We start from the raw sequence: 20522 nt of genomic DNA on the forward strand, positions 1-20522 counted from the left end.
AGCTGTCTGGTAGACAGCTGTTTTTATTTATCTTTCTACCGCCTCGTATCTGAGCACCGGGTGTCTCGCCGCTTTTGTTTCATCCATTCTTTTTACAATCGTTGTATGCGGGGCCTCCTGAACAAGTTCCGGATTCTCCTCCGCTTCTTTTGCGATTTGAATCATAGCATCAATAAACGCGTCCAGTGTTTCCTTTGATTCGGTCTCTGTCGGCTCGATCATGATGCATTCTTCAACATTAAGCGGGAAATAAATCGTCGGCGGATGATAGCCGAAATCAAGCAGCCGTTTTGCAATATCAAGCGTACGCACTCCCAGCTTTTTCTGCCGCTTCCCTGATAATACAAATTCATGCTTGCAATGGCGGTCAAACGGAAGATCGTAATAAGGCGCGAGTTTTCTCATCATATAATTGGCGTTTAACACTGCGTTCTCAGTAACAGCCTTTAATCCGTCAGGCCCCATGGAGCGAATATACGTATACGCTCTCACATTAATGCCAAAGTTGCCGTAATACGGCTTCACACGGCCGATCGCATGAGGGCGGTCATAATCAAACGTAAAGCGCCCTTCTTTTTTGACTAAAACTGGCTTTGGCAAATAAGGAATCAGATCTTGTTTTACGCCGACAGGGCCTGAGCCGGGGCCTCCGCCGCCATGAGGGCCTGTGAATGTTTTATGCAGGTTGAGGTGCACCACGTCAAATCCCATATCACCAGGTCTCGCCTTGCTTAAAACGGCATTTAAATTAGCGCCGTCATAATACAGTTTCCCCCCCGCTTGGTGTACAATTTCCGCCATCTCTGTAATCTGCTCCTCAAACAAGCCGAGCGTGTTCGGATTCGTCAGCATAAGAGCTGCAGTTTCTTCATTCACTGCTCTTTTTAAATCCTCTAAATCAACAAGCCCTTTTTCATTCGATTTCACCGTAACGGTTTCAAAGCCTGCTACTGTTGCTGATGCAGGATTCGTCCCATGCGCGGAATCAGGGACAATGACCTTCGTCCGCTTGAAATCCCCGCGAGCTTCATGATAGGCACGGATCATCATCAGCCCCGTCCATTCGCCGTGCGCTCCGGCAGCAGGCTGAAGCGTAACCTCATCCATTCCCGTTATTTCTTCAAGGTGTTTGCTTAAATCATATAAAAGCTCTAATGCGCCTTGCACCGTGTCTTCATCCTGAAGAGGATGAATCGCAGCAAAACCAGGAATACGTGCGATTTTTTCATTGATTTTCGGATTATATTTCATCGTGCAAGAACCAAGAGGATAAAAACCGGAATCCACCCCGTGATTGCGTTTGGACAGCGCTGTATAATGGCGCATGATGTCCAGCTCTGAAACCTCCGGCAGCGCTGCGTCTTCGTCACGAATATAGGTGTCTGACAAGAGGTCCCCCAATTCGATTTCCGGTACATCGAGCTCCGGCAGACTATAGCCGATTCGGCCTTCTCTTGAAAGTTCAAAAATAAGTGCCTGGTCCTGATTACTCATGGCGATCCCCCAATTCCTGAATGAGTGCGTCAATTTCTTCTTTTGTTCTCAGCTCCGTTACAGCAATCAGCATATGGCAGTCCAGCTCCGGATACGTCAACCCAAGATCATATCCGCCAATCATGCCTTTTGCCAGCAAACGCTTGTTCACAGCTCTCACCGGCTCATCCAGTTTGATGACAAATTCATTAAACATCGGCCCGTCAAACATAACAGTAAGGCCTGCTTTTTTTGCTTCTTGCTTTGCATAGTTGGCTTTTAAGAGATTTTGGCGGGCTATATCTTTTACGCCGTTTTTTCCGAGAGCAGTCATGGCCACTGATGCTGCCAGCGCATTTAAAGCTTGGTTCGAGCATATATTTGATGTTGCTTTATCCCGGCGGATATGCTGCTCCCTGGCTTGCAGGGTAAGCACAAAGCCTCTTTTTCCGTTTTCGTCTTCCGTTTGTCCGACGAGACGGCCCGGCACCTTTCTCATTAATTTTTTAGTAACGGCAAAAAAGCCGCAATGCGGGCCGCCGTATGCTGAAGGAATGCCGAAAGGCTGCGCATCACCGACGACGATATCAGACTGAAACTTGCCCGGCGGAGTGAGAAGACCTAGCGCCAGCGGGTTAGCTGAAACAATAAACATGGATTTCCCTTGATGAGCGATAGGCTCAATATCCTTTAGCGGCTCGATCCTGCCGAAAAAATTCGGGTACTGAACGATCACTGCGGCTGTGTTCTCGCAAACGGTTTGGCGCAATGCATCAAGATCCGTAACGCCATCCGCAGCGGGTACTTCAACAACATCAATATACTGACCTTTTGCGTACGTTTTCAGCACCTCTCGCGATTCAGGATGCACGGTTTTTGACACAACAATTTTTTTCTTTTTCGTGTGGCCTGAAGCAAGCATTGCTGCTTCTGCCAAGGCTGTTCCGCCGTCATACATCGAGGAGTTGGCGATATCCATGCCTGTCAGTTCACAGATCATCGTTTGGAATTCAAAAATAGCCTGGAGCTCTCCTTGTGAAATCTCTGGCTGATAAGGCGTATATGCGGTATAAAACTCAGAGCGCGAAATGACATGATCCACAATGACAGGCTGATAGTGGTCATATACACCCGCTCCTAAGAAAGAAGCGTATTGTACGGTATCACGATTTTTAGAGGCCAGCTTTGTCAGTTCTCTTGTTAATTCTGTTTCTGATTTCGCTTTTTTGATTTGATACTCTTTTTTATATTTGACGTTTTCCGGTATATCAGCAAATAAATCATCGATGCTGCTTACGCCGATAGTAGCAAGCATCTCCTGTTTATCCTTTTCTGTTGCGGGCAAATAACGGTGCTTCATGTGTTGTCTCCTCTCTCCAAGAAAAAATATTAGCGTTTATAAAATGGTGTTTTGACAACCTTTGCTTTCACTAATTTTTTGCGAATCTCTACATCTACAACAGTCCCGATCTCACTTGTTTCCGAATCAATTAAGGCAAGGCCGACGTTTTTCCCTAATGTCGGTGACTGCGTGCCGGTTGTCACCTTTCCGACAGACTTGCCATTTTGGAAAACCTCATATCCGTGCCGCGGTATCCCTTTTTCAATCATTTCGAGACCGACAAGTTTGCGCTTCGCTCCGTTTTCTTTTTGTTCACTCAATACTGACTTACCGAAAAAGTCAGACTCCTTATTGTGCTTTACAGCAAAGCCTATACCTGCTTCAATCGGTGTAATATCCCGGGTCAGCTCCTGACCGTAGAGCGGGAGCTTCGCTTCAAACCGGAGTGTATCACGTGCACCAAGACCGCATGGAATCAATCCGTATGCATCCCCTGCATCGATGATTTTTTTCCAAATATGCATAGCATCATCACTGCGGCAGTAAATTTCATACCCGTCTTCTCCCGTATAGCCAGTGCGTGAAATAAGTGCTTTGCGGCCGCTGATATCGGCTTCATCAATAAACGCAAACGGCTTTAATGCAGACACATCTGCATCTGTCAGATTTTTTAAGACCGCTTCTGCTTTCGGTCCCTGTACAGCCAAGAGCGCGATTTGATCTGACTGGTTGTCAATCTGTACATCACCTGCTGCATGTTCTTTCATCCAAGCCAAGTCTTTATCTATATTAGAAGCATTAATGACAAGCAGATAGCGGTTCTCTTCTTTTTGATAGATAAGCAAATCATCGACGGTTCCGCCATCCGGGTAACACATCGCTGTATATTGAGCACGGCCTGGCGTTAACGCGGAAACATCATTTGTCATCAATCTTTGCAAAAAAGACAGACTGTCGTTCCCTGACACTTCGACTTCTCCCATATGAGATACATCAAACAAACCGGCTGCAGTTCGGACAGCCTCGTGTTCTTTTTTTATAGAAGAAAATTGAACAGGAAGCTCCCAACCTCCGAAATCAATCGTTTTTCCTCCATATTCCTTATACAGGTCAAATAACGGCGTTCTTTTCAGCATCTAATTCCTCCCCTTTATCAACGGCGCAGCTAAAAAACATACAAAAAAGGACAGAGAAACACCTCATGTAAAATGAAGGTTCTCTGTCCTGGCACCTGAAAGTTTACTTTGCATACGCAAAGACGTCCCCTTTGGTGGTTTGCGCATCCGCACAAACACTCTCCAGAGTTGCGTCGAGCAAGAGTTCTTTTGCCTGAGAGATTCACTCCGCAGTTTGCTCCTTCGGCGCCTGTATCCCGAGGTTTTCGGTCAGGTCTCTCCCCTTGCTGTCATTCGCTCATATTTTCATGCTGTTATGGACATACTATAGCAATATCTTACATCAAATACATACTCATATCCTACCATCATCACTATATGCTGGGCAACAGCAATTTGGGCAGATTTTTCTTATATTATTCATCTTAAGAATCGAAGAATTAGAAAGGCGGTTTCAAAGCAATGAATACAGAAATGATCTACGATGCAAAATGGCCTGAAGAATTTGCTGAAAGACTGAAAAACGATGGCCCTTGGGCAAACTGGGAACTGTACAAGCTCTCTGCAGAAATCCAGAAAACATTAGCAATTCCAGATTTTGAAGGCTTACGGGCTCCTTTATATCTGCCTTCCTTTACGCCGCTCCCCCACCAGCTTGAAGTGGCGCAAAAAGTGGTTGAAAAAATGAACGGGAAAGCGATTTTAGCAGATGAGGTTGGTCTCGGGAAAACGGTGGAAGCCGGTTTAATTTTAAAAGAATATATGATTCGCGGATTAGCAAAAAAAATTTTGATCCTTGTGCCCGCTTCCCTTGTGTCACAGTGGGTCAAAGAGCTTCAGGAAAAATTTTTGATTCCGGCTGTTGAACAAAAGAAAAGCTATGTGTGGGAGCAATGCGATATTGTCGTCTCATCAATAGACACCGCGAAGCGCTCGCCCCATCGAGAAATCGTTCTGTCTATCCCATATGATCTTGTCATTATTGATGAGGCACACAAACTGAAAAATAGCAAAACGAAGAACTATGAATTTGTCCGGAATCTCGTAAAAAAATATTGCCTGCTTCTTACCGCGACGCCAATCCAGAACCGTATCGAAGAGATTTTCAATTTGGTGTCCTTATTAAAACCCGGCCATTTAGGCAGTCAGAATCACTTTCAGGAGGAGTTCGCCAAGAAGAAATCCAGTTTAGAAGCGCATGAACATTTAAAAGATCTTGTGAATAAAGTCATGATCCGTAACAGGCGGCATGATACAGGGCTGAATTGGAAACAGCGCCATGTTGAAACAGTGCCGATTCAATTTTCTCCATCAGAGCAGGCGCTTTATGATGAAATTTCTCGCTTGAAGGAAAGTATCAATAAACCAGCCAGCATGTTCTCGATTATGACCTTGCAAAGAGAATGCTGTTCGAGCAGAGAAGCGGTGTATATGACGCTGAAAAAGATGCTAGATCAAAAAGAGAAACAAGCACCTGCCATTGATGAGGATACGATTTCAGTTTTAATAGATCGCATCAATCAAGTGACACAAAACTCTAAAGCGCTTCAAGTCGTTGATTTGATCAAAAAAATCGACGATAAGGTCATCATTTTTACAGAATACCGTGCAACCCAGATTTATTTGCAGTGGTTTCTTCAGCAAAACGGCATCAGTTCTGTGCCGTTTAGAGGCGGATTTAAACGTGGGAAAAAAGACTGGATGAAGGATCTTTTCCGCGGGAAAATCCAAGTCCTTATTGCAACTGAAGCAGGCGGTGAGGGAATTAACCTGCAATTTTGCAATCATATGATCAACTATGACCTGCCATGGAACCCGATGCGACTTGAGCAAAGAATCGGAAGAATTCACAGACTCGGGCAGGAGCGTGACGTGCACATTTATAACATGGCGACAAAACATACGGTGGAAGAGCATATTCTAAAGCTTTTATATGAAAAAATTCATTTGTTTGAAAAAGTGGTCGGCGAACTTGATGATATTTTAACGAAAATTCAAGTGAACAATTTTGAAGAGCATCTGCATGACATTTTGTATCACTCAGCAACAGAAGAAGAAATGAAAATAAAAATGGATAACTTAACCTCATTTTTGTCTTATAAAAAACAGCAGCCTGCTGAAAAAAGAGGATCTTAGCCTGTAAGGAGGTTTTATTAGTGAGACAGCAAGAGGTTCACGATTTTCTGCTGCGTTTTTTTCAAGCAAACAGCTGCCAAATCGTCGATCAAGGCTTAGGCTATATGACAGTGCAGCTTACAGTTGAAATGGACAAACAAATCATGAACCGCCCTTTCTACTGGCATTGGCGCGAGAAGACAGGCGGTGATCCGAATCCAATGAAAATCACTTTTATTACAGATAAAGAAAATGCGCCAAAAGACCTAGATGGTGAATTTATATATTTTGGGGCCCCGCGTCTTTTTCAAATATTTAAAGCTGTTAAACAAAATGGGAGATTTACCAGAATGTATGAGAAAATTGAATCAGCCGGAGCTAAAGTCCCACTTCAGCCTTGGCTTGGTATAAATGTCACGATTTCATACCAGTCCGACATGAAAAAGGATAAGTTATTGTCACTAGGTCTTCACCTAGTCTCTGGAACGATAATTGAAGATTTTCAAAGCAAGCTGACCCAGTTTTCACTGACGTCTCAAATATGTGACTATTGCTTCACCATTTCACCTATGATCAAACCAGAAAGCGGACTTAAGCGTATGGAAAACTATATTTCCAAATCCGCTATGCAGGAGCCATCCGACTGGGCGGAACAGGCGGTTAACAGGTGGAAGAATGATATGACATTGCTTGATAAGTTTTACGAGCATATAGAAGAAAAACCAGAAGAATACCATCTAGAAAAACAGGCGCTGAAAACCTTGTATCAACCAAAGATATCAGTTGAAATTGAAAATGGCGGATTGTTTTATCTGCAAAATAATATTTCAAGCTAACTTTTTTACCATTCGACATCATTCTCGTTTTTTTTGAGAAAATACGATTATAATAAAGGTATATTGGAAAAAAATTCTGGTGATTTAATGGCAAATGACTTCCAGAGACTAATGAAGCATACAATAAGTCATGGCCGGACTGGCTGAAATACATAAACAAGTATTTTAGGAGGAGAAACTGCATGAAGAATGCAAAACAAGAGCACTTTGAATTGGATCAAGAATGGGTTGAATTAATGGTGGAAGCCAAAGAGGCAAATATCAGCCCGGAAGAAATACGAAAATATTTACTTTTAAACAAAAAGTCTGCTCATCCTGGTCCGGCAGCCAGAAGTCATACCGTAAATCCTTTCTGAATGTGCTATAATATCACAAGGAAGGTGATGACATTGATTGGCCAGCGTATTAAACAATACCGTAAAGAAAAAGGCTACTCACTATCAGAACTAGCTGAAAAAGCTGGGGTAGCGAAGTCTTATTTAAGCTCAATAGAACGAAATCTACAAACGAACCCCTCCATTCAATTTCTCGAAAAAGTCTCCGCTGTTCTGGACGTCTCGGTTCATACTTTGCTCGATGAGAAACATGAAACCGAATACGATGGTCAATTAGATAGTGAATGGGAGAAATTGGTTCGCGATGCGATGACATCCGGGGTATCGAAAAAACAATTTCGTGAATTTTTAGATTATCAAAAATGGAGAAAATCCCAAAAAGAGGAGTAGTGCCTGAGCAGAGGCACTAACTCCTCTTTTGTCAATAACCATCGAGACGGCCCAGTATATGAATACTGGGCCGTCTCTTTTTATGGCTGTTATTAATTTTTATCCTCACTATGCGCTTTTTCATTTTCTTTCACGTAACCATCTTTATCAGTATGGTCCTTTTTGATTGTCAAGCCGTTCCACTGTGTAGCTTCGAATGAGAATTGAAGCTTAATGGAGTTGCCTTGATATTTATTTTGAACCATAAGCCCGTTTTCATCTTTTGTTTTATCATCCTTGAATTGGATTTCCATTTGAACCTGATCGAAGTCAGTTGGTGTTTTTGGAACACCATCATATTCAGGAGCGGTTTTACCGTCAATTGTTGCTACATTGACTTTACCGCTTGCATGTAAGAATTTAGGGTCAATTTGTTTTTTGATTTTTTCAGTAGCCGCTGCATCATTTTTAGCAGACATCAAATACAAGTCTTTAAGGTTCGCATCATCTAAAATAATGTTTTTCGGGTAACCATTGCCGCCCTCTTTTCCAACTGTCAACAATGTCACTTCAAACTGGCTGAGGAAATCTTCTGGAGATGTATTGCTGCCGCCGTTTGCTTTAAAATCTCCATAATTAAGCGCCATTAAAACTTCTTTGATCGCAAGTGATCCGTTATTTTCAAATTGGAAATCCTTTGTCAACTTATCTCCCGGCTTTAGATTTGATAAGTTCACACTCGCTGAATTCTCTTTAGCAGATAAATCAAGCGTACCTGATGCAAAAGTAGCATCCTTTGATTTAATGTCGTTAAATGCTGCCCATGTTCCTCCTCCAACTAAAGCTAATCCTAGTGCTGCAGAAGCAACTCCTAAACTCAATTTCTTTTTCATACCCATGGTAAACTCCCCTTTTATTGAATGATTTTATATCGAAACCTGTTGCCAGGTTTACAACTGAAGTTAAGTAGACATGGTGCTGTCCTTTGTATCTGTTTCCAAGGCTTTTGTCTTTCTTTCAATTTCTCTAATGGCGCTGCTGATCGTCACAAAAGCGTACACTAACAGCATCACGCCGGGAACAATCAATAATACAGCCGTTCCAATCGGCTGGCTGGCAAAATGAAGCATATAGCCTGCATATGGAAGCTGAAAACCTGTGTATTGCGCGCGAACATTTTCGTCCGATACAGGCGCTGAATCAGCTGCTGCATTATTATCACCTTTTGTTTTAAATAACAAATGGTCTCCTTGCTTTGTTATGTCAACAATTCTGTGGGTGACAGCCGTATTTGCATCCTGCATAAATGTAATAACGTCACCTTTTTGAAGCTCTTTCACATCAGCGATTTCTTTTACCAATATTAAGGAACCTGTATTGAACTCCGGCTCCATCGAACCTGACAGAACTGATTTCAGCGTATACCCAAACACCGCCGGCTCTCCCCCGGATGAACGTGTTGAAATCACGACAAGTGTCAGCACAATAATAAGAGTAAAGATGATCACGTATAAAATATTACTGATCAGCTTCATTGCTTTTTTCATCCTCTTCCCCGCTTTCCTTCTGGTCTGATTGAGTTTCATTTTCTTTGGTTACAGCTTCTTGAGATGTTTCTTCTTTCATTGTTTTTTCCTGTATATCCTTTTGTGTTGTTTCATTCTCCTTCTTGACGTCCGACTTTGTTTCTTTTTTAGGGACTGTCGGTTTTTCATCGCATTTTGCAAGCGTCATAGGCTCCGACCACTCAAATGTACTGCCGTTTGCCGGGTAGCCTGCAGGTTTATATACTTTAAATGCATAAATGCCGGGTTTCATTTTTTTCTTGGTCTCAATTTTATAAAGTGAATCGCCGATTTGATTGGAGACAAATCCTTTTTCGATCACGTTCCCATCCTTTAACGGTTTGCGGGCATTTTCAAGCTTATGAAGCTCCCACTTCCACTTTGATTTCTTAAGTTTCTCACCTATATTTTCGAGCACAGCAAATAAGGTGATAGGTGAGCATACAGTTCCTTTCGTATCCGTTTGATCTGATATGTGCAAATCACTTTGATCCCAGCGTTTATCATAATGGCAGTTTTTATCTGTATGCTGAAAGTCTTTACACGTTTGAAGTGAGACATCAAATGTTTCAATATCATGAAAAGCAGCGCTTGTATCATCGGAAAATTGTAAGCATATTGCGGCAGTCAGACTGAAAATGACTGAAAGCTGAAAGATAAGCAGAACTTTCAATTTCGTCTTCGCCTTTTGCTGATTGTGAAACAATCGAAACATATCTTACCTCCTGTAAAACACTGTAACTTGATATGACAATCGTTCTCTTTAAAGAACTTCACAAATAGAGTATAATCAACGATTTATAGATTTAAAAACACCAAAATCGCCCATTTCGTTCGTTTAAAAGAATGTTTTCATCATATTACAAAGTCTTGCTCAGTATTACTCATTTTTTCAATTTTTTAGAAATTTTTGGGATTGTTATGTGAGAATTTAAATGCATATCCCATTATTATTTGGTAATAATAAACAAAGAAAGGGTGACAGCATGATGATCAAACAATGTGTGATTTGTCTATCTCTTCTCGTCTTTGGCACCACAGCCGCTCACGCAGAAGAAACACCGCTTGTAACCGCCCGCCACATGTCCAAATGGGAAGAGATTGCTGTAAAAGAAGCAAAAAAAAGGTACCCGCTCGCACAGGTACTGTTCAAACAAAAAGTATGGGACCGTAAAAGAAAAGATGAAGCAGTGAAGCAATACCATTTAACTCTGAGGGAAGGGTCAAAAGAATTCGGCGTTTTTGTAACGATTTCATTTGATCCTTATAGCCAAAAGGTCAATAAAATTGCCATATTAGAAGAATATCAATAAGGTCCTCCATTTTTTGAAGGACCTTATTCATTTATTTGCGGTTATTTTTTCCGTTTCAGCCAAAGTCGGAAGCCATAGGGTAAAATACCGAACCACTGCTGGGAAGCAGGCGTTTTTGTTTCTTTCCGCACCTCTTTTCGTTCTTTTCGCTCATCTCTCGGAGTATCTATATATTTGACAAATTGCTGCGTCATATATTTAACATAATCATTCGTTTTCACGTGATCACCTCATCATTCAATTATTATGAGTGTTGTCTCACATGACTTTTTTTATACCCTTTACACTGTTTTATTCTGTCCATCTCAGCAGCTTTTTCTGTTTTTGGTCAAACACGATCTGTGCAGTTCTTTCTGTTCCCGACTCCGTTGACACTCTTAAGTTGATTTCTTTTTGTTCTTTTATCGATGTATCATGAATGTAATAAGAAACCCGTCCATATGGAAATTGCTCCGTCCCCTCCTGGCCTTTCCGTTCCTCTAGAACATGCCGAATCGAAAGAAGCACCCCATTTTGAAGCAAATTCTCTCCTATGTATAACTCTTTTGTTTCCTTCTCAAACATGCAGCGTGAAATATATTGAGCAGCAGCAAAGTTCACGATTAACAGCACAAGCGCTGACACAAAAAGAATTGCTGGATAAATAAACCCTCTTGTACGATACATTCACCTCCCTCCTAAATACGAATAGACTGGAAAAGCAGTTTGATACACTTTTTGGTCCTCACTCTCAATTTTCAGCAAAACAACACCATTTTCAAAATCAGCTTTCATGGCAGTAATATGATCTAAAATCGGAACATGCCCTTTGCCATCCACTCTTTTTCTTATCATTGAATGATAAATGTCAAAACGGATGTCTTGTCTGGAAAGATTGGTGCAGATTAACACGCTCCCATGCTCGGCTGTCTTAACTGCCTGTGACTCCTTGCATTCATTCATCATCTGTTCTATCGAAATCATCCATTCTTGCTGTGTGAAACCGTCATGTTCCTGCTGTCGAGACAAAAACAGATGGAAAATCGCAGCTAACGATCCTGATATGAGCAAAAAGACTGAGAGCGAAAATAATACGTTAAGAAGCGTGTAGCCATTCTGTCTGCAGGATGCTGAGGCAATATGATTTCTCTTTATAAGCTGTGGCTTTGATACATACGTTTTGATAATCGCCCTCCTCCTCCCACTTCATTGCATAGATATGATTGTTCTTTGTAATCGTTTTTGACGCGGCTCCTTCACCACTCATGACATATTTGCTAATGCTCTCATTCATGATCTGATAGCCGATTTCTCGTGATTCCGCCATTTTTTCATCAGCTATTAGCTTGTCCCACAAGGGAACGACTGTCAGCAGCACAAACAGCCACAGACTTAGCGCAGACATTGTTTCTATTGTAGAAAAACCTTTATTTTCTCTCCACATTGACTCTCCCGCTCCCTAGATAAACTGTTATGTCATAAACGGCATGGCCTTTTACTCGTATTTTTCCGCCTGCATTCGGGTGCCCTTTCTCATTAAATTCCAAACGGTCTTTTAATGTCAGCAGTTCTATAGAAAGTCCCGTTGCATACGGACGTTCAATGACCGTATCACCAATGACTAATTGATATTCTTTTTTATGAAAGAGAATTTTTGTTCTTTGTTGACGGGAAATAGCAGTCTGCTGTGTGAGCATAATATCATTTTTCAGCTGCCTTGCTGCCTGTCGGACAGCTGTATTGTCATAAGCAGGAGGAAGTGTGGTGAAGACGGCAATCAGGAGGATAGAGGCAAGGCTTAACACAAGCAAACTTTCTAAAAGGGTAAACCCCTTCTCCTCGTTTAATTTAATGTTCAACCTTAACTTCTCCGCCGGTGATGATAATGCGCTTACCATTTGGACAGACAGCATCCTTTTTCACATAGCCCTCTGACTGTAAATCGGCAAGGCTCGGAGTTTGTCCTTCATGATCAAGCTCAAATGCAGTCATTTGTGCCTTAACCATGTTTTGCAAGCCTTCACAGCCCTTTTTTTGAATGGTTTGATTATGTTTCGTGACGTTCGGTATCGTAATTAAAAGCAAAATCGAAATAATAAAGAGCACGATTAACATTTCAACAAGTGTAAATCCTTTCTCATTCATCAGCCTCTTCCTTTCACATTTGATTCATCATCTGATACATAGGCACAAGCATAGATAAATACACAAGTAAGATCATCGCTGCAACAAATCCATAAATCATTGGCTGAAGGATGCCTGTCCATTTTTGCGCTTTGTGTTCCAGCCGCTGTAATATGAATTGGCTGTATGTGAAAAGCTCCCGATCCAATCGGCCGCTCAGCTGGCCGTGAGATATGACTTTTGATAAATCAGTTTCATAAAAAGGGCTTCCACAAATAGCGGATTCAATTGACTTACCGGCTTTTAGCCGTTCAATCAATTGTTCAGCCTCGCAGCGGTAGAAAGGGAGAAACGTTTGATGTTTAAATGCATTAAGGCTGTCATAAATTGAGAGGCCTGATTTTAAAAGGCTGCTTAGCTGCAAAGAAAAAAAGTAGCTGTTAAACAGCTTGACAAGCTTTCCAACCAAAGGAATCCTGATACAAATCAGCATTTGCCGGGCAGGTGATTTTTTCTTAAACACAAGCCAATAATAAATCCCGATACCTGCAGTAAAAAGAACAAGCAAAATGATCACAAGATCAATATGCTGAAAAAAAGCAAAAAGCATATCGGTTGAACGTGAGGTTTCCATATTCATCGATTGATAGATACCGGAAAACTGAGGAATGATGATGGACTGTAACATATAAAACATGACAGCGACCGTAAAGATGAGGAAAAGCGGATAGCGCAGCACTCTTTTCAGCTGGTCTGCCTGTGCAATTTTTCGTTCCAGCAGCTCTCCGCTCTGGATCATTGAAGCAGGCAGTTCACCATGTGTTTCAGCAAAATAACAAATACCTACGGCTTCCTTATGAAATGACAAACTCTTTAGTACTTGATAAAACGGAGCCCCTTCCCTCAAACAAGTGACCGTATCAGTCAAGTCAGCCGCCTGCCTCTTATTCATCTGAAGTTCCATCAGGCGTAATCCATCCAGAAGCGTATATCCGCCCGCAGTCATTTCACCGAGCCTCTTTAATAACCTGGCTTGATCCTTTAACGACCAGACTTTTCTAATCTTTTTCATGATAAACCCACCGGTCATAGTTGTTTGTCGTTAAATAGCCGAGTGCAATTCCTTTTCTGATAATTTGACGAAGCGTTTGATATTGGTAATTTGCATGATTTCCTTTTGCCTCCTGGATACATTGCTGAAGATTTTTCCCGTATAGAAGCTCATAAACGCTAGCTCTCCTGGTATTTCGTGACTGTCGGCAATACACTGATGAACATCCGTTTTCACAAAACGGGCAAGCCAAATCAACCAAGCGCTGAGCCGCTATTGCAATGACAGTCTGTTCGATTTCATTCATATTGATACCGAATTCAAGCAGTCTGTAAATGGCGCCCTTTGCGTCTCTCGTATGAAGGCTCGTCAGTACCAGATGTCCCGTCATCGCTGCCCGCACCGCAATTTCAGCTGTTTCCGCGTCTCTGATCTCACCTAAAATAATCATATCGGGATCATGGCGCAAAATTGCTTTCAGACCTGTGGAATAAGTTACACCGGCTTTTTCATTCACCTGAACCTGAAGAACATCTTCGTCCCTTGTTTCAACAGGGTCCTCTAATGTGACAATATTTCGATTAAAGTGTTTTTTTGCATATTGAACGAGAGAGTATAATGTGGTAGTCTTCCCTGAACCAGTCGGCCCGGTAAAAATGAGCATGCCATGGGAATGTTTTAAAAACGAGAGTAATGTGGCTCCTGTCTTCGGAAATAGCGACAATTTATCAATCGAAGGGATATTGTATTGGGGCATCACTCTGATCACGAGGCTTTCTTCATTAATTGTGGGCAGCGTTGACATTCTTAAATGAACATTTCCCTCTTTCAGCTTTAACGTAAGCGAACCGTTTTGCGGCTTTCGCCTTTCACCTATATCCATTGCTGAAAGAAATTTAAAATGTGAAATCAGTCTTACGCACTCTTCTTTTTTCATGTCCCTTTTTTTCAGCAAGGCATGATCGACCCGAAAATGAATGATAGCGTCCCGCTCCCTCGGCACAATGTGAATATCAGAAGCCTTTGTTAGATATGCCTCTTCAATCAAGTTTTTGCTTACCTTTTCTATTGAATCCAATTTGATTCCCTCTCCTTTCAACGCATATTGTAGAAAAAGAAGAAAAGGTAATCAAACAGGGAAAACGTGATTTTGTGAGATGTTATATGCTGAAAAACCAATTCTTTCTGGCAAGAAAAAAGACTTTCAACTGAATGTACCCCTGTCATTATAATTTTCCCTATAAATAAAAAAGCAGACATGGTCACCATGCCTGCTAGATTCCATTTTCATTATGCTGTTTTCGCTTATTGACCAGTATCTTTCTCAACGGAAAGGTCGCCTAATGCAACATTACCGGTCATTTGGTCATTTTCAAGAATCGATAAACTGCGGATTTAATGCTCTGTCATAAGCCCCTTGACATCGTATCCGGTCACCCTGATATGTCTGATGAAAAAGCGGGGCACGCTGCACAAAATATGAAACATCCTATAGAGTCCGCCTTTTTCGAGGTTTCTTTTTCTTCTTCCGCTCCTGCAGCATATCTCCCGTCCAGCCTTTTTTCCTCAAATAGAGATAGATCAGAACTGTAGATGTGACAATCAATAAGAGAGAAAAGAGATATCCGTATTTCCAATTCAGTTCCGGCATCACTGAAAAGTTCATCCCCCATAAGGCCCCCAGAGCTGTAATCGGCGTAAAAAGCGTCGTAAAAATGGTCAGCGCTTTTACAATTTCATTCCCCCTATGTGAGGTAATGACTTCCTCTGAATGCAGCAGATTGTTAAGCTCCCCTTCAAATTCGCTGATGTATGTAAATCCCCTGTCAATTTTCAGTTGTGTCCGCTGATAATCCTTTTTCCCTTCATTTTGAGGTAAAAAGGTTTCTTTCAACGCCATTTCAATTTTTTTAGCGCTTAATATCAAATTTTTCCAAATCATCAGTTCATGGCGCAGGAGATGGACGCGGTTTAAAATGCTTTTGCTATTGTCGTCTTTAATTTGCCATCTGAGCTTTCTCAGCTTTACTTCAAATTCATCAACACCGATTAAATACGCATTCATTAGTTCGCCGAGAAGAATTAAAAACCCCTCTATCGCATTGTCCGCTCTTTCCATTTGCCGAACAACTTCTTTGCCTTTAATCTCTCTCAAAATCGAAAAATCAAAGTTGATTGTAAAAAAATATTGTCTGGTGATATAAAAGTGAAAAACAGTATGATCTTTTTCTTCACCAAGCCCCTGATCATAAACAATCGACCCAAATACCGCTTCATTTTCCGTTTCAGTTGTATCTACTCGTAAAAAATTAACGTGATGGTTATTTTCAAACCACTTTTCACACTGAGGCCAGTGAGAAAAATGGATTAGATCCCTTGCCTTACTTCTTTCTTGAGGCCCCATTTGGTACCAAAACCAATCCTTTCCCGTATGTGCCTTCATGTCAAGCTCCTCCAAACTTTTTTTCTTTATTCTTTAATTGCCCAATAACCGTGTCACTAAACCAGTCTGCCGCTTCAACACATGTTTTATGAGCATTTTCAGGTGGTATGGAATGTAGAAAGACATCGGAAAAGGGAGGTGCATGCCTTCCTTGGAGAAGGCAGTTGTTTTGGAATTTGTCAATTTACTAGCAGTAGCTATTCTCATTTTGTTAACAGGATTTTTTGTTGCCGTAGAATTTTCAATCGTAAAAGTGCGGCGATCCAAAATTGATCAGCTTGTCGCAAAAGGAAAGAAAGGTGCTAAAGCGGCAAAGCATGTCATCACTCACCTTGATGAATATTTATCAGCCTGTCAGCTGGGCATCACAGTCGCAGCCTTAGGACTGGGATGGCTTGGGGAACCGACTGTGCAAACTCTGCTTCGACCGCTTTTTCATAAAGCAGGCTTGAATGAATCGCTTACCCACCTGCTTTCACTCGTCATCGCATTTTTAGCGGTTACGTATTTAAATGTCGTTATCGGGGAGCTGGCTCCAAAGAGTTTCGCCATTCAAAAAGCAGAAAGCATTACCTTGTTGTTCGCTAAACCGCTTATTTGGTTTTATAAGATCATGTTTCCATTCATTTGGCTGTTGAACCACTCTGCCCGATTGATTACAGGAGTGTTTGGGCTGAAGCCGGCATCAGAGCATGAGCTGGCATATACAGAGGAAGAACTTCGGGTCCTATTGGCTGAAAGCTATAAAAGCGGCGAGATCAGAAAAAGTGAATTAAAGTACATGAATAATATCTTCACCTTTGATAAACGAATGGCAAAGGAAATTATGGTGCCGCGAAATGAAATGGTCAGTTTGTCACTAGATGAAGACTCCATTTCAAATCTTCAGGAAACAGTCAAGCAAACAAAATATACACGGTACCCGGTTGTAAGAGAGGATAAAGATAACGTCATTGGCGTGATTAATATGAAAGAAGTGCTGTTTTCCATGCTGACGAAAGATTTTTCAATCAAGAAGCATCAAATTGAACCTTTCGTACAGCCCGTTATCCATGTCATTGAGACGATTCCTATTTATAAACTACTGCTGAAAATGCAAAAGGAACGCACTCATATGGCGATCCTCATAGATGAATATGGCGGGACGTCCGGTTTGGTCACTGTCGAAGATATTATCGAGGAAATTGTAGGAGAAATCCGTGATGAATTTGATGCGGATGAAGTGCCTCATATCCGCGAACTTGGAAAGGATCATTACTTGTTAAATGCAAAATTATTAATCAGCGATGTTAACAGCCTGCTTGGAACCGATTTATCAGACACAGAAGTAGACACCTTGGGCGGCTGGTTTTTGACACAAAACATAGACGCTGAGCCTGAAAGTACCATAGAATATGATGGCTACTCTTTTAAGGTAAAAGACATCAACAGCCATCACATTTTATTTATAGAAGTTAAAAAAAGCTGAATAGCCCGTGAAAGGCTGTTCAGCTGCTATCTTTCAAGATAAACATGGCAAAGGCATCAACACTCTTTTATTTTAAACCCTTTATTGGCCAGGGCTTTAGCAAGACTTTGCTCGGTTTTCACATTCGAAAAATCCAGACCCAGCTTCACGACAGTTTGGGCAATTTCCGGCCTGATTCCTGAAATAATCGTCTCAATGCCGAGCAATTTGGTGCTGTCAATCACTTTAAAAATTTGATAGGCTACCATGGTATCAACGATAGGAACGCCCGAAATATCTAAAAATAAATACGAGAGCTTTAACGCTGAGCACTGCTCCAGCACAGACTCCAAAATCGTCCTCGCTCTGTGCGTATCAATTTCACCGACAAGCGGAAGAATCCCAATTCCATCAGTAATCGGCATAATCGGCGCACTCAATTCATTAATCATTTCTTTTTGCGCGTTTAATTGTATCATGGTCACCTGGTGATATTCTTCCGTAAACACTTCGATGATCTCATCAATGTTTTGATTCAAGATCCGGCTCCACTCATAAAATTCCTGAATGCTGATGTCTTGAGAAGAAGCTTCGCTGAATTTCTGAATCCATTCAAACATGATGTGCCTGAAAGTGTTAAACTGGCCGACACTTTGTGTAACCGTCACTTCATGAACGGCACGGTCTCTGGCGCATTGAAGAGACCACCGGTTGAGCTCATCCTCTACGTCTTCTTTTCTAAGGGATTTTGCTACGATGGTCACCAATAATTCATGCTGGTCTTTTAACTTTTGTTCTAGTTTTTGCTGATCTTTCGCTGAATACAGCCAGCTGCCTGTTGATGTACAAACTTCCAGCCATTGTTGTGTGATATCTTCTTTGTGCTCTGTTAAGTGCTGATCAAGAGCTATCATCTTAATGAGCTACCTCCTGTTTTTGAAAAATGTACGCTATATATGTATAACGCGTCTGCCTTTACACATACTATGTTTAGATTCAATGGGCTATAGCCAAGCGGTAAGGCAATGGACTTTGACTCCGTGATCGTTGGTTCGAATCCAGCTAGCCCAGTTTCTGAACAGGTGAAAAACCGAAGATAAGCTGATTCGTATAAATCAGCGGATCTTCGGTTTTTCATCATGCAGATTGATGAACCGTTTTCTTCTTCGATAACTTCAACAGTTCTCCCGGGTTATAACCAATCACCAGCTTTTTGTTGTCTACTAGAATCGGGCGTCGCAAAAGCTTCGGCTTCTCGATTAAAAGTTCCAGCACCTCATTTACCGTCATTTCTTCAATGTTTAAATTTAAATTTTTGAAAGTCTGGCTTCTTGTCGCCAAAATTTCATCAATTCCTTCTGTCGTTAACGATAAAATGTACTTTAATTCTTCTATTGTCGGGGTTTCTCTGAATAAGTGCCGTTCGTTAAATTCAATTTGATGTGCTTTAAGCCAATGTTTTGTTTTTCGGCATGACGTGCAGCTTGGATATGAGTAAAAAGTTAATTGTTGTTCCATTCGTTTTCCTCCTCAGTTAACCATCTCTTTGTAGAATAACTACCCGGATCATTTTTCATTTAAACCATTTACAGAACTTTTTTCGGATTATTTTTAAAAAAACATTCATACAATAGAAAACACAATCAAAGGGACAAATTCCATTTGTATATTAATAATGAAAATGTTTACATTACTAGGTGTGATCTATTATAATAACAGTCAGAGGGACTCTCGGGAGGGGATAAAAATGAATCGCATGTTCCGGGTGTTAGGATTTTGGACGGGAATTTTTGCAGTCATGTTTTATTTAGGTGATATGAAAGATGCTTCCCTTTTATTTTTTGGACAGACGATCTTATTTGTGTTTCTATCGTATTTGAACTTAACCGAACGCATGTATATTTATATTTTTGGCGCTTATTTAACAATTTTCTTCGCCGGCTTTACATATTACTCAATTTTTATTATGATGCCCGGCGGCGGAGGCCATTAAATGCAGAAAGAGACAAACCTTATCGGTTTGTCTCTTTTTTTACAATGAAAACCCATTTAAAAACGGATTTTGATCCTGCTCAGTCAGTACGTCTGTTTCAGGTCCATGGCCGCTTAACACCAGCGTGTGTTCCGGAAGTGTAAGCAGTTTTTCATGAATGGACGTCAGCAGCGTCTCTTGATCGCCGCCTATTAAATCCGTACGTCCTATACCGCCTTGGAACAAAACATCTCCGGAGATGACCAAGTCTGCATCTTTCACGTAGTAAGACACACTGCCTGGTGAATGTCCCGGCGTAAATAATGTTTCCAAATGAAACGGCCCGATATTCAACTCACCGTCACCTTCAATTAAATGATCTGCAGGCCTAGCTGTGACTTCTATCCCTCGCAGCATGCCGGAGCCATTTAAAGAAGCGTCCGTAAGCCAATTTTTTTCATTTTGATGCAGGTAAACAGGGATATCCCATTTTTCTCTCACTTCATCAAGCGCCCCAATATGGTCAAAATGGGCATGTGTAAGCAAAATGGCTAAAGGCGTCAGCCCTTTTTCTTTTATGTATTGATTGATTTTATGTCCCTCGCCGCCCGGATCAAAAATCAGGCATTGATCATCACTGATGAGAAAATATGCGTTCGCTTGAATCGGCCCTACTGGCATTCGTCTCCATTTCACTATTATCACCTCTTTCTTTTTTATGCTCTTATTATGAGGGTTTTTAAAAAAAGATTCAAACAATCGCAATGAAAACGCTATCGACAAACCTATAAAAAACAGGTAGAATAAAACTGGAAAGAATTGCAGGTTTTTCAATGTAAAGGGGGCTGTGTTATGTTACTTGTCGTGATTTTCGGCCTTGTCGCTCTTTTCGCTTTATGGGGAGTCTTGCGTTCTGTTAGAAATAAAAATATACTGGGGTTTTTATTAGCCGGTGCCACCTTATTTGTCTTTGGATGGTTTACCGTGATGACCGTAATAAACAGCGGGTATCCAACCGCACATTAAAACCTGTATCCGATCGG

General features: G+C 41.4%; 26 protein-coding genes, 1 tRNA gene and 1 riboswitch. Of the genes, 9 read left to right on the forward strand and 18 right to left on the reverse strand.

Annotated features, from left to right (window positions below; translation table 11 throughout):
- Positions 1-27: 27 nt before the first annotated feature.
- The 3 genes from gcvPB to gcvT are packed head-to-tail and all read right to left on the reverse strand — an operon-like array spanning position 28 to position 3951.
- Positions 28-1494, reverse strand: coding sequence for an aminomethyl-transferring glycine dehydrogenase subunit GcvPB (gene gcvPB, locus NSU05_RS12295; RefSeq protein ID WP_015714246.1), 1467 nt, complete (start codon positions 1492-1494; stop codon positions 28-30).
- Positions 1487-2833, reverse strand: coding sequence for an aminomethyl-transferring glycine dehydrogenase subunit GcvPA (gene gcvPA, locus NSU05_RS12300; protein WP_029317920.1), 1347 nt, complete (start codon positions 2831-2833; stop codon positions 1487-1489). The genes gcvPB and gcvPA overlap by 8 nt, the downstream gene beginning before the upstream one ends.
- A 29-nt stretch (positions 2834-2862) precedes the next feature.
- Positions 2863-3951, reverse strand: a complete 1089-nt coding sequence (gene gcvT, locus NSU05_RS12305; protein ID WP_015714248.1) for a glycine cleavage system aminomethyltransferase GcvT — start codon at positions 3949-3951, stop codon at positions 2863-2865.
- Positions 3952-4122: 171 nt separating this feature from the next.
- Positions 4123-4224: riboswitch (glycine riboswitch) on the reverse strand.
- A 168-nt stretch (positions 4225-4392) separates the two neighbouring features.
- Between gcvT and NSU05_RS12310 the strand changes: the two genes are divergently transcribed.
- The 4 genes from NSU05_RS12310 (at position 4393) to sinR (ending at position 7606) form a co-directional block, all read left to right on the forward strand.
- A complete protein-coding gene (locus tag NSU05_RS12310) occupies positions 4393-6066 on the forward strand; it encodes an SNF2-related protein (protein ID WP_003230203.1) in 1674 nt (557 codons plus the stop codon).
- Positions 6067-6086: 20 nt separating this feature from the next.
- Positions 6087-6881, forward strand: a complete 795-nt coding sequence (locus NSU05_RS12315; RefSeq protein ID WP_003230200.1) for a YqhG family protein — start codon at positions 6087-6089, stop codon at positions 6879-6881.
- Between the two features lie 182 nt (positions 6882-7063).
- Entirely contained in the window at positions 7064-7237 is a 174-nt protein-coding gene (locus NSU05_RS12320) for an anti-repressor SinI family protein (protein ID WP_003230187.1), read from the forward strand.
- 33 nt (positions 7238-7270) lie between these two features.
- Positions 7271-7606 (forward strand): transcriptional regulator SinR, encoded by a 336-nt coding sequence (gene sinR, locus NSU05_RS12325; protein ID WP_003226345.1) that lies wholly within the window; start codon positions 7271-7273, stop codon positions 7604-7606.
- Between the two features lie 92 nt (positions 7607-7698).
- Here the strand turns inward: sinR and tasA are convergent, their stop codons facing one another.
- The 3 genes from tasA to tapA all read right to left on the reverse strand — a co-directional run bounded on the left by tasA (position 7699) and on the right by tapA (position 9865).
- The gene (tasA, locus tag NSU05_RS12330; protein WP_014480250.1) at positions 7699-8484 is read right to left on the reverse strand and encodes a biofilm matrix protein TasA; all 786 of its coding nucleotides are present in this window, start codon (positions 8482-8484) and stop codon (positions 7699-7701) included.
- A 63-nt stretch (positions 8485-8547) separates the two neighbouring features.
- Positions 8548-9120 carry a signal peptidase I gene (locus tag NSU05_RS12335; RefSeq protein WP_003230181.1) on the reverse strand — a complete coding sequence of 191 codons (573 nt, stop codon included), beginning with the start codon at positions 9118-9120 and terminating at the stop codon, positions 8548-8550.
- Positions 9104-9865 carry an amyloid fiber anchoring/assembly protein TapA gene (gene tapA, locus NSU05_RS12340; RefSeq protein WP_015714251.1) on the reverse strand — a complete coding sequence of 254 codons (762 nt, stop codon included), beginning with the start codon at positions 9863-9865 and terminating at the stop codon, positions 9104-9106. Before tapA ends, NSU05_RS12335 begins: the two co-directional genes overlap by 17 nt.
- A gap of 271 nt (positions 9866-10136) precedes the next feature.
- Here tapA and NSU05_RS12345 point away from each other — a divergent pair, with 271 nt between their 5' ends.
- Complete coding sequence (locus tag NSU05_RS12345; protein WP_003246051.1) at positions 10137-10463, forward strand: YqzG/YhdC family protein; 327 nt, start codon at positions 10137-10139, stop codon at positions 10461-10463.
- A gap of 41 nt (positions 10464-10504) precedes the next feature.
- On the opposite strand, the gene NSU05_RS12350 is transcribed toward NSU05_RS12345, so the two are convergent.
- The 9 genes from NSU05_RS12350 to corA all read right to left on the reverse strand — a co-directional run bounded on the left by NSU05_RS12350 (position 10505) and on the right by corA (position 16060).
- Entirely contained in the window at positions 10505-10684 is a 180-nt protein-coding gene (locus NSU05_RS12350; RefSeq protein WP_014480252.1) for a YqzE family protein, read from the reverse strand.
- A gap of 70 nt (positions 10685-10754) precedes the next feature.
- Positions 10755-11129, reverse strand: coding sequence for a ComG operon protein ComGG (gene comGG / locus NSU05_RS12355; protein WP_015714252.1), 375 nt, complete (start codon positions 11127-11129; stop codon positions 10755-10757).
- A complete protein-coding gene (comGF, locus tag NSU05_RS12360; RefSeq protein ID WP_038429292.1) occupies positions 11130-11513 on the reverse strand; it encodes a ComG operon protein ComGF in 384 nt (127 codons plus the stop codon). It lies immediately after the preceding gene.
- Between the two features lie 25 nt (positions 11514-11538).
- Positions 11539-11886 carry a ComG operon protein 5 gene (gene comGE, locus NSU05_RS12365; RefSeq protein WP_015714254.1) on the reverse strand — a complete coding sequence of 116 codons (348 nt, stop codon included), beginning with the start codon at positions 11884-11886 and terminating at the stop codon, positions 11539-11541.
- Positions 11870-12301, reverse strand: coding sequence for a comG operon protein ComGD (gene comGD / locus NSU05_RS12370; RefSeq protein WP_014480256.1), 432 nt, complete (start codon positions 12299-12301; stop codon positions 11870-11872). Before comGD ends, comGE begins: the two co-directional genes overlap by 17 nt.
- Entirely contained in the window at positions 12291-12587 is a 297-nt protein-coding gene (gene comGC, locus NSU05_RS12375; RefSeq protein ID WP_003230162.1) for a comG operon protein ComGC, read from the reverse strand. The genes comGD and comGC overlap by 11 nt, the downstream gene beginning before the upstream one ends.
- 13 nt (positions 12588-12600) lie before the next feature.
- On the reverse strand, positions 12601-13638 hold the full coding sequence (gene comGB / locus NSU05_RS12380) for a comG operon protein ComGB (RefSeq protein WP_015714257.1): 1038 nt from the start codon (positions 13636-13638) through the stop codon (positions 12601-12603).
- Entirely contained in the window at positions 13625-14695 is a 1071-nt protein-coding gene (gene comGA, locus NSU05_RS12385) for a competence protein ComGA (RefSeq protein ID WP_015714258.1), read from the reverse strand. Before comGA ends, comGB begins: the two co-directional genes overlap by 14 nt.
- A gap of 411 nt (positions 14696-15106) precedes the next feature.
- Positions 15107-16060: a magnesium transporter CorA gene (gene corA, locus NSU05_RS12390; RefSeq protein ID WP_004399136.1), complete on the reverse strand. Its 954-nt coding sequence runs from the start codon at positions 16058-16060 to the stop codon at positions 15107-15109.
- A gap of 142 nt (positions 16061-16202) precedes the next feature.
- Here corA and NSU05_RS12395 point away from each other — a divergent pair, with 142 nt between their 5' ends.
- Positions 16203-17528: a hemolysin family protein gene (locus NSU05_RS12395; protein ID WP_038429293.1), complete on the forward strand. Its 1326-nt coding sequence runs from the start codon at positions 16203-16205 to the stop codon at positions 17526-17528.
- 56 nt (positions 17529-17584) lie between these two features.
- On the opposite strand, the gene rsbRD is transcribed toward NSU05_RS12395, so the two are convergent.
- The gene (gene rsbRD, locus NSU05_RS12400) at positions 17585-18421 is read right to left on the reverse strand and encodes an RsbT co-antagonist protein RsbRD (protein ID WP_038429294.1); all 837 of its coding nucleotides are present in this window, start codon (positions 18419-18421) and stop codon (positions 17585-17587) included.
- Positions 18422-18507: 86 nt separating this feature from the next.
- Between rsbRD and NSU05_RS12405 the strand changes: the two genes are divergently transcribed.
- Positions 18508-18578 (forward strand) — tRNA-Gln (locus tag NSU05_RS12405).
- Between the two features lie 66 nt (positions 18579-18644).
- Here the strand turns inward: NSU05_RS12405 and mgsR are convergent.
- Entirely contained in the window at positions 18645-19025 is a 381-nt protein-coding gene (gene mgsR / locus NSU05_RS12410; protein WP_014477337.1) for a transcriptional regulator MgsR, read from the reverse strand.
- Positions 19026-19254: 229 nt separating this feature from the next.
- Here mgsR and NSU05_RS12415 point away from each other — a divergent pair, with 229 nt between their 5' ends.
- Entirely contained in the window at positions 19255-19500 is a 246-nt protein-coding gene (locus NSU05_RS12415) for a DUF2626 domain-containing protein (RefSeq protein WP_038429295.1), read from the forward strand.
- A 39-nt stretch (positions 19501-19539) separates the two neighbouring features.
- Here NSU05_RS12415 and NSU05_RS12420 read toward each other — a convergent pair whose 3' ends face one another.
- Positions 19540-20175 (reverse strand): MBL fold metallo-hydrolase, encoded by a 636-nt coding sequence (locus tag NSU05_RS12420; protein ID WP_038429296.1) that lies wholly within the window; start codon positions 20173-20175, stop codon positions 19540-19542.
- Between the two features lie 156 nt (positions 20176-20331).
- On the opposite strand from NSU05_RS12420, the gene NSU05_RS12425 reads away from it, so the two are divergent.
- The gene (locus tag NSU05_RS12425; RefSeq protein WP_003230141.1) at positions 20332-20505 is read left to right on the forward strand and encodes a DUF2759 family protein; all 174 of its coding nucleotides are present in this window, start codon (positions 20332-20334) and stop codon (positions 20503-20505) included.
- Positions 20506-20522 lie beyond the last annotated feature (17 nt).

The sequence above is a fragment of the Bacillus sp. EU52 genome (assembly GCF_037964975.1).
Lineage (GTDB): Bacteria > Bacillota > Bacilli > Bacillales > Bacillaceae > Bacillus > Bacillus subtilis.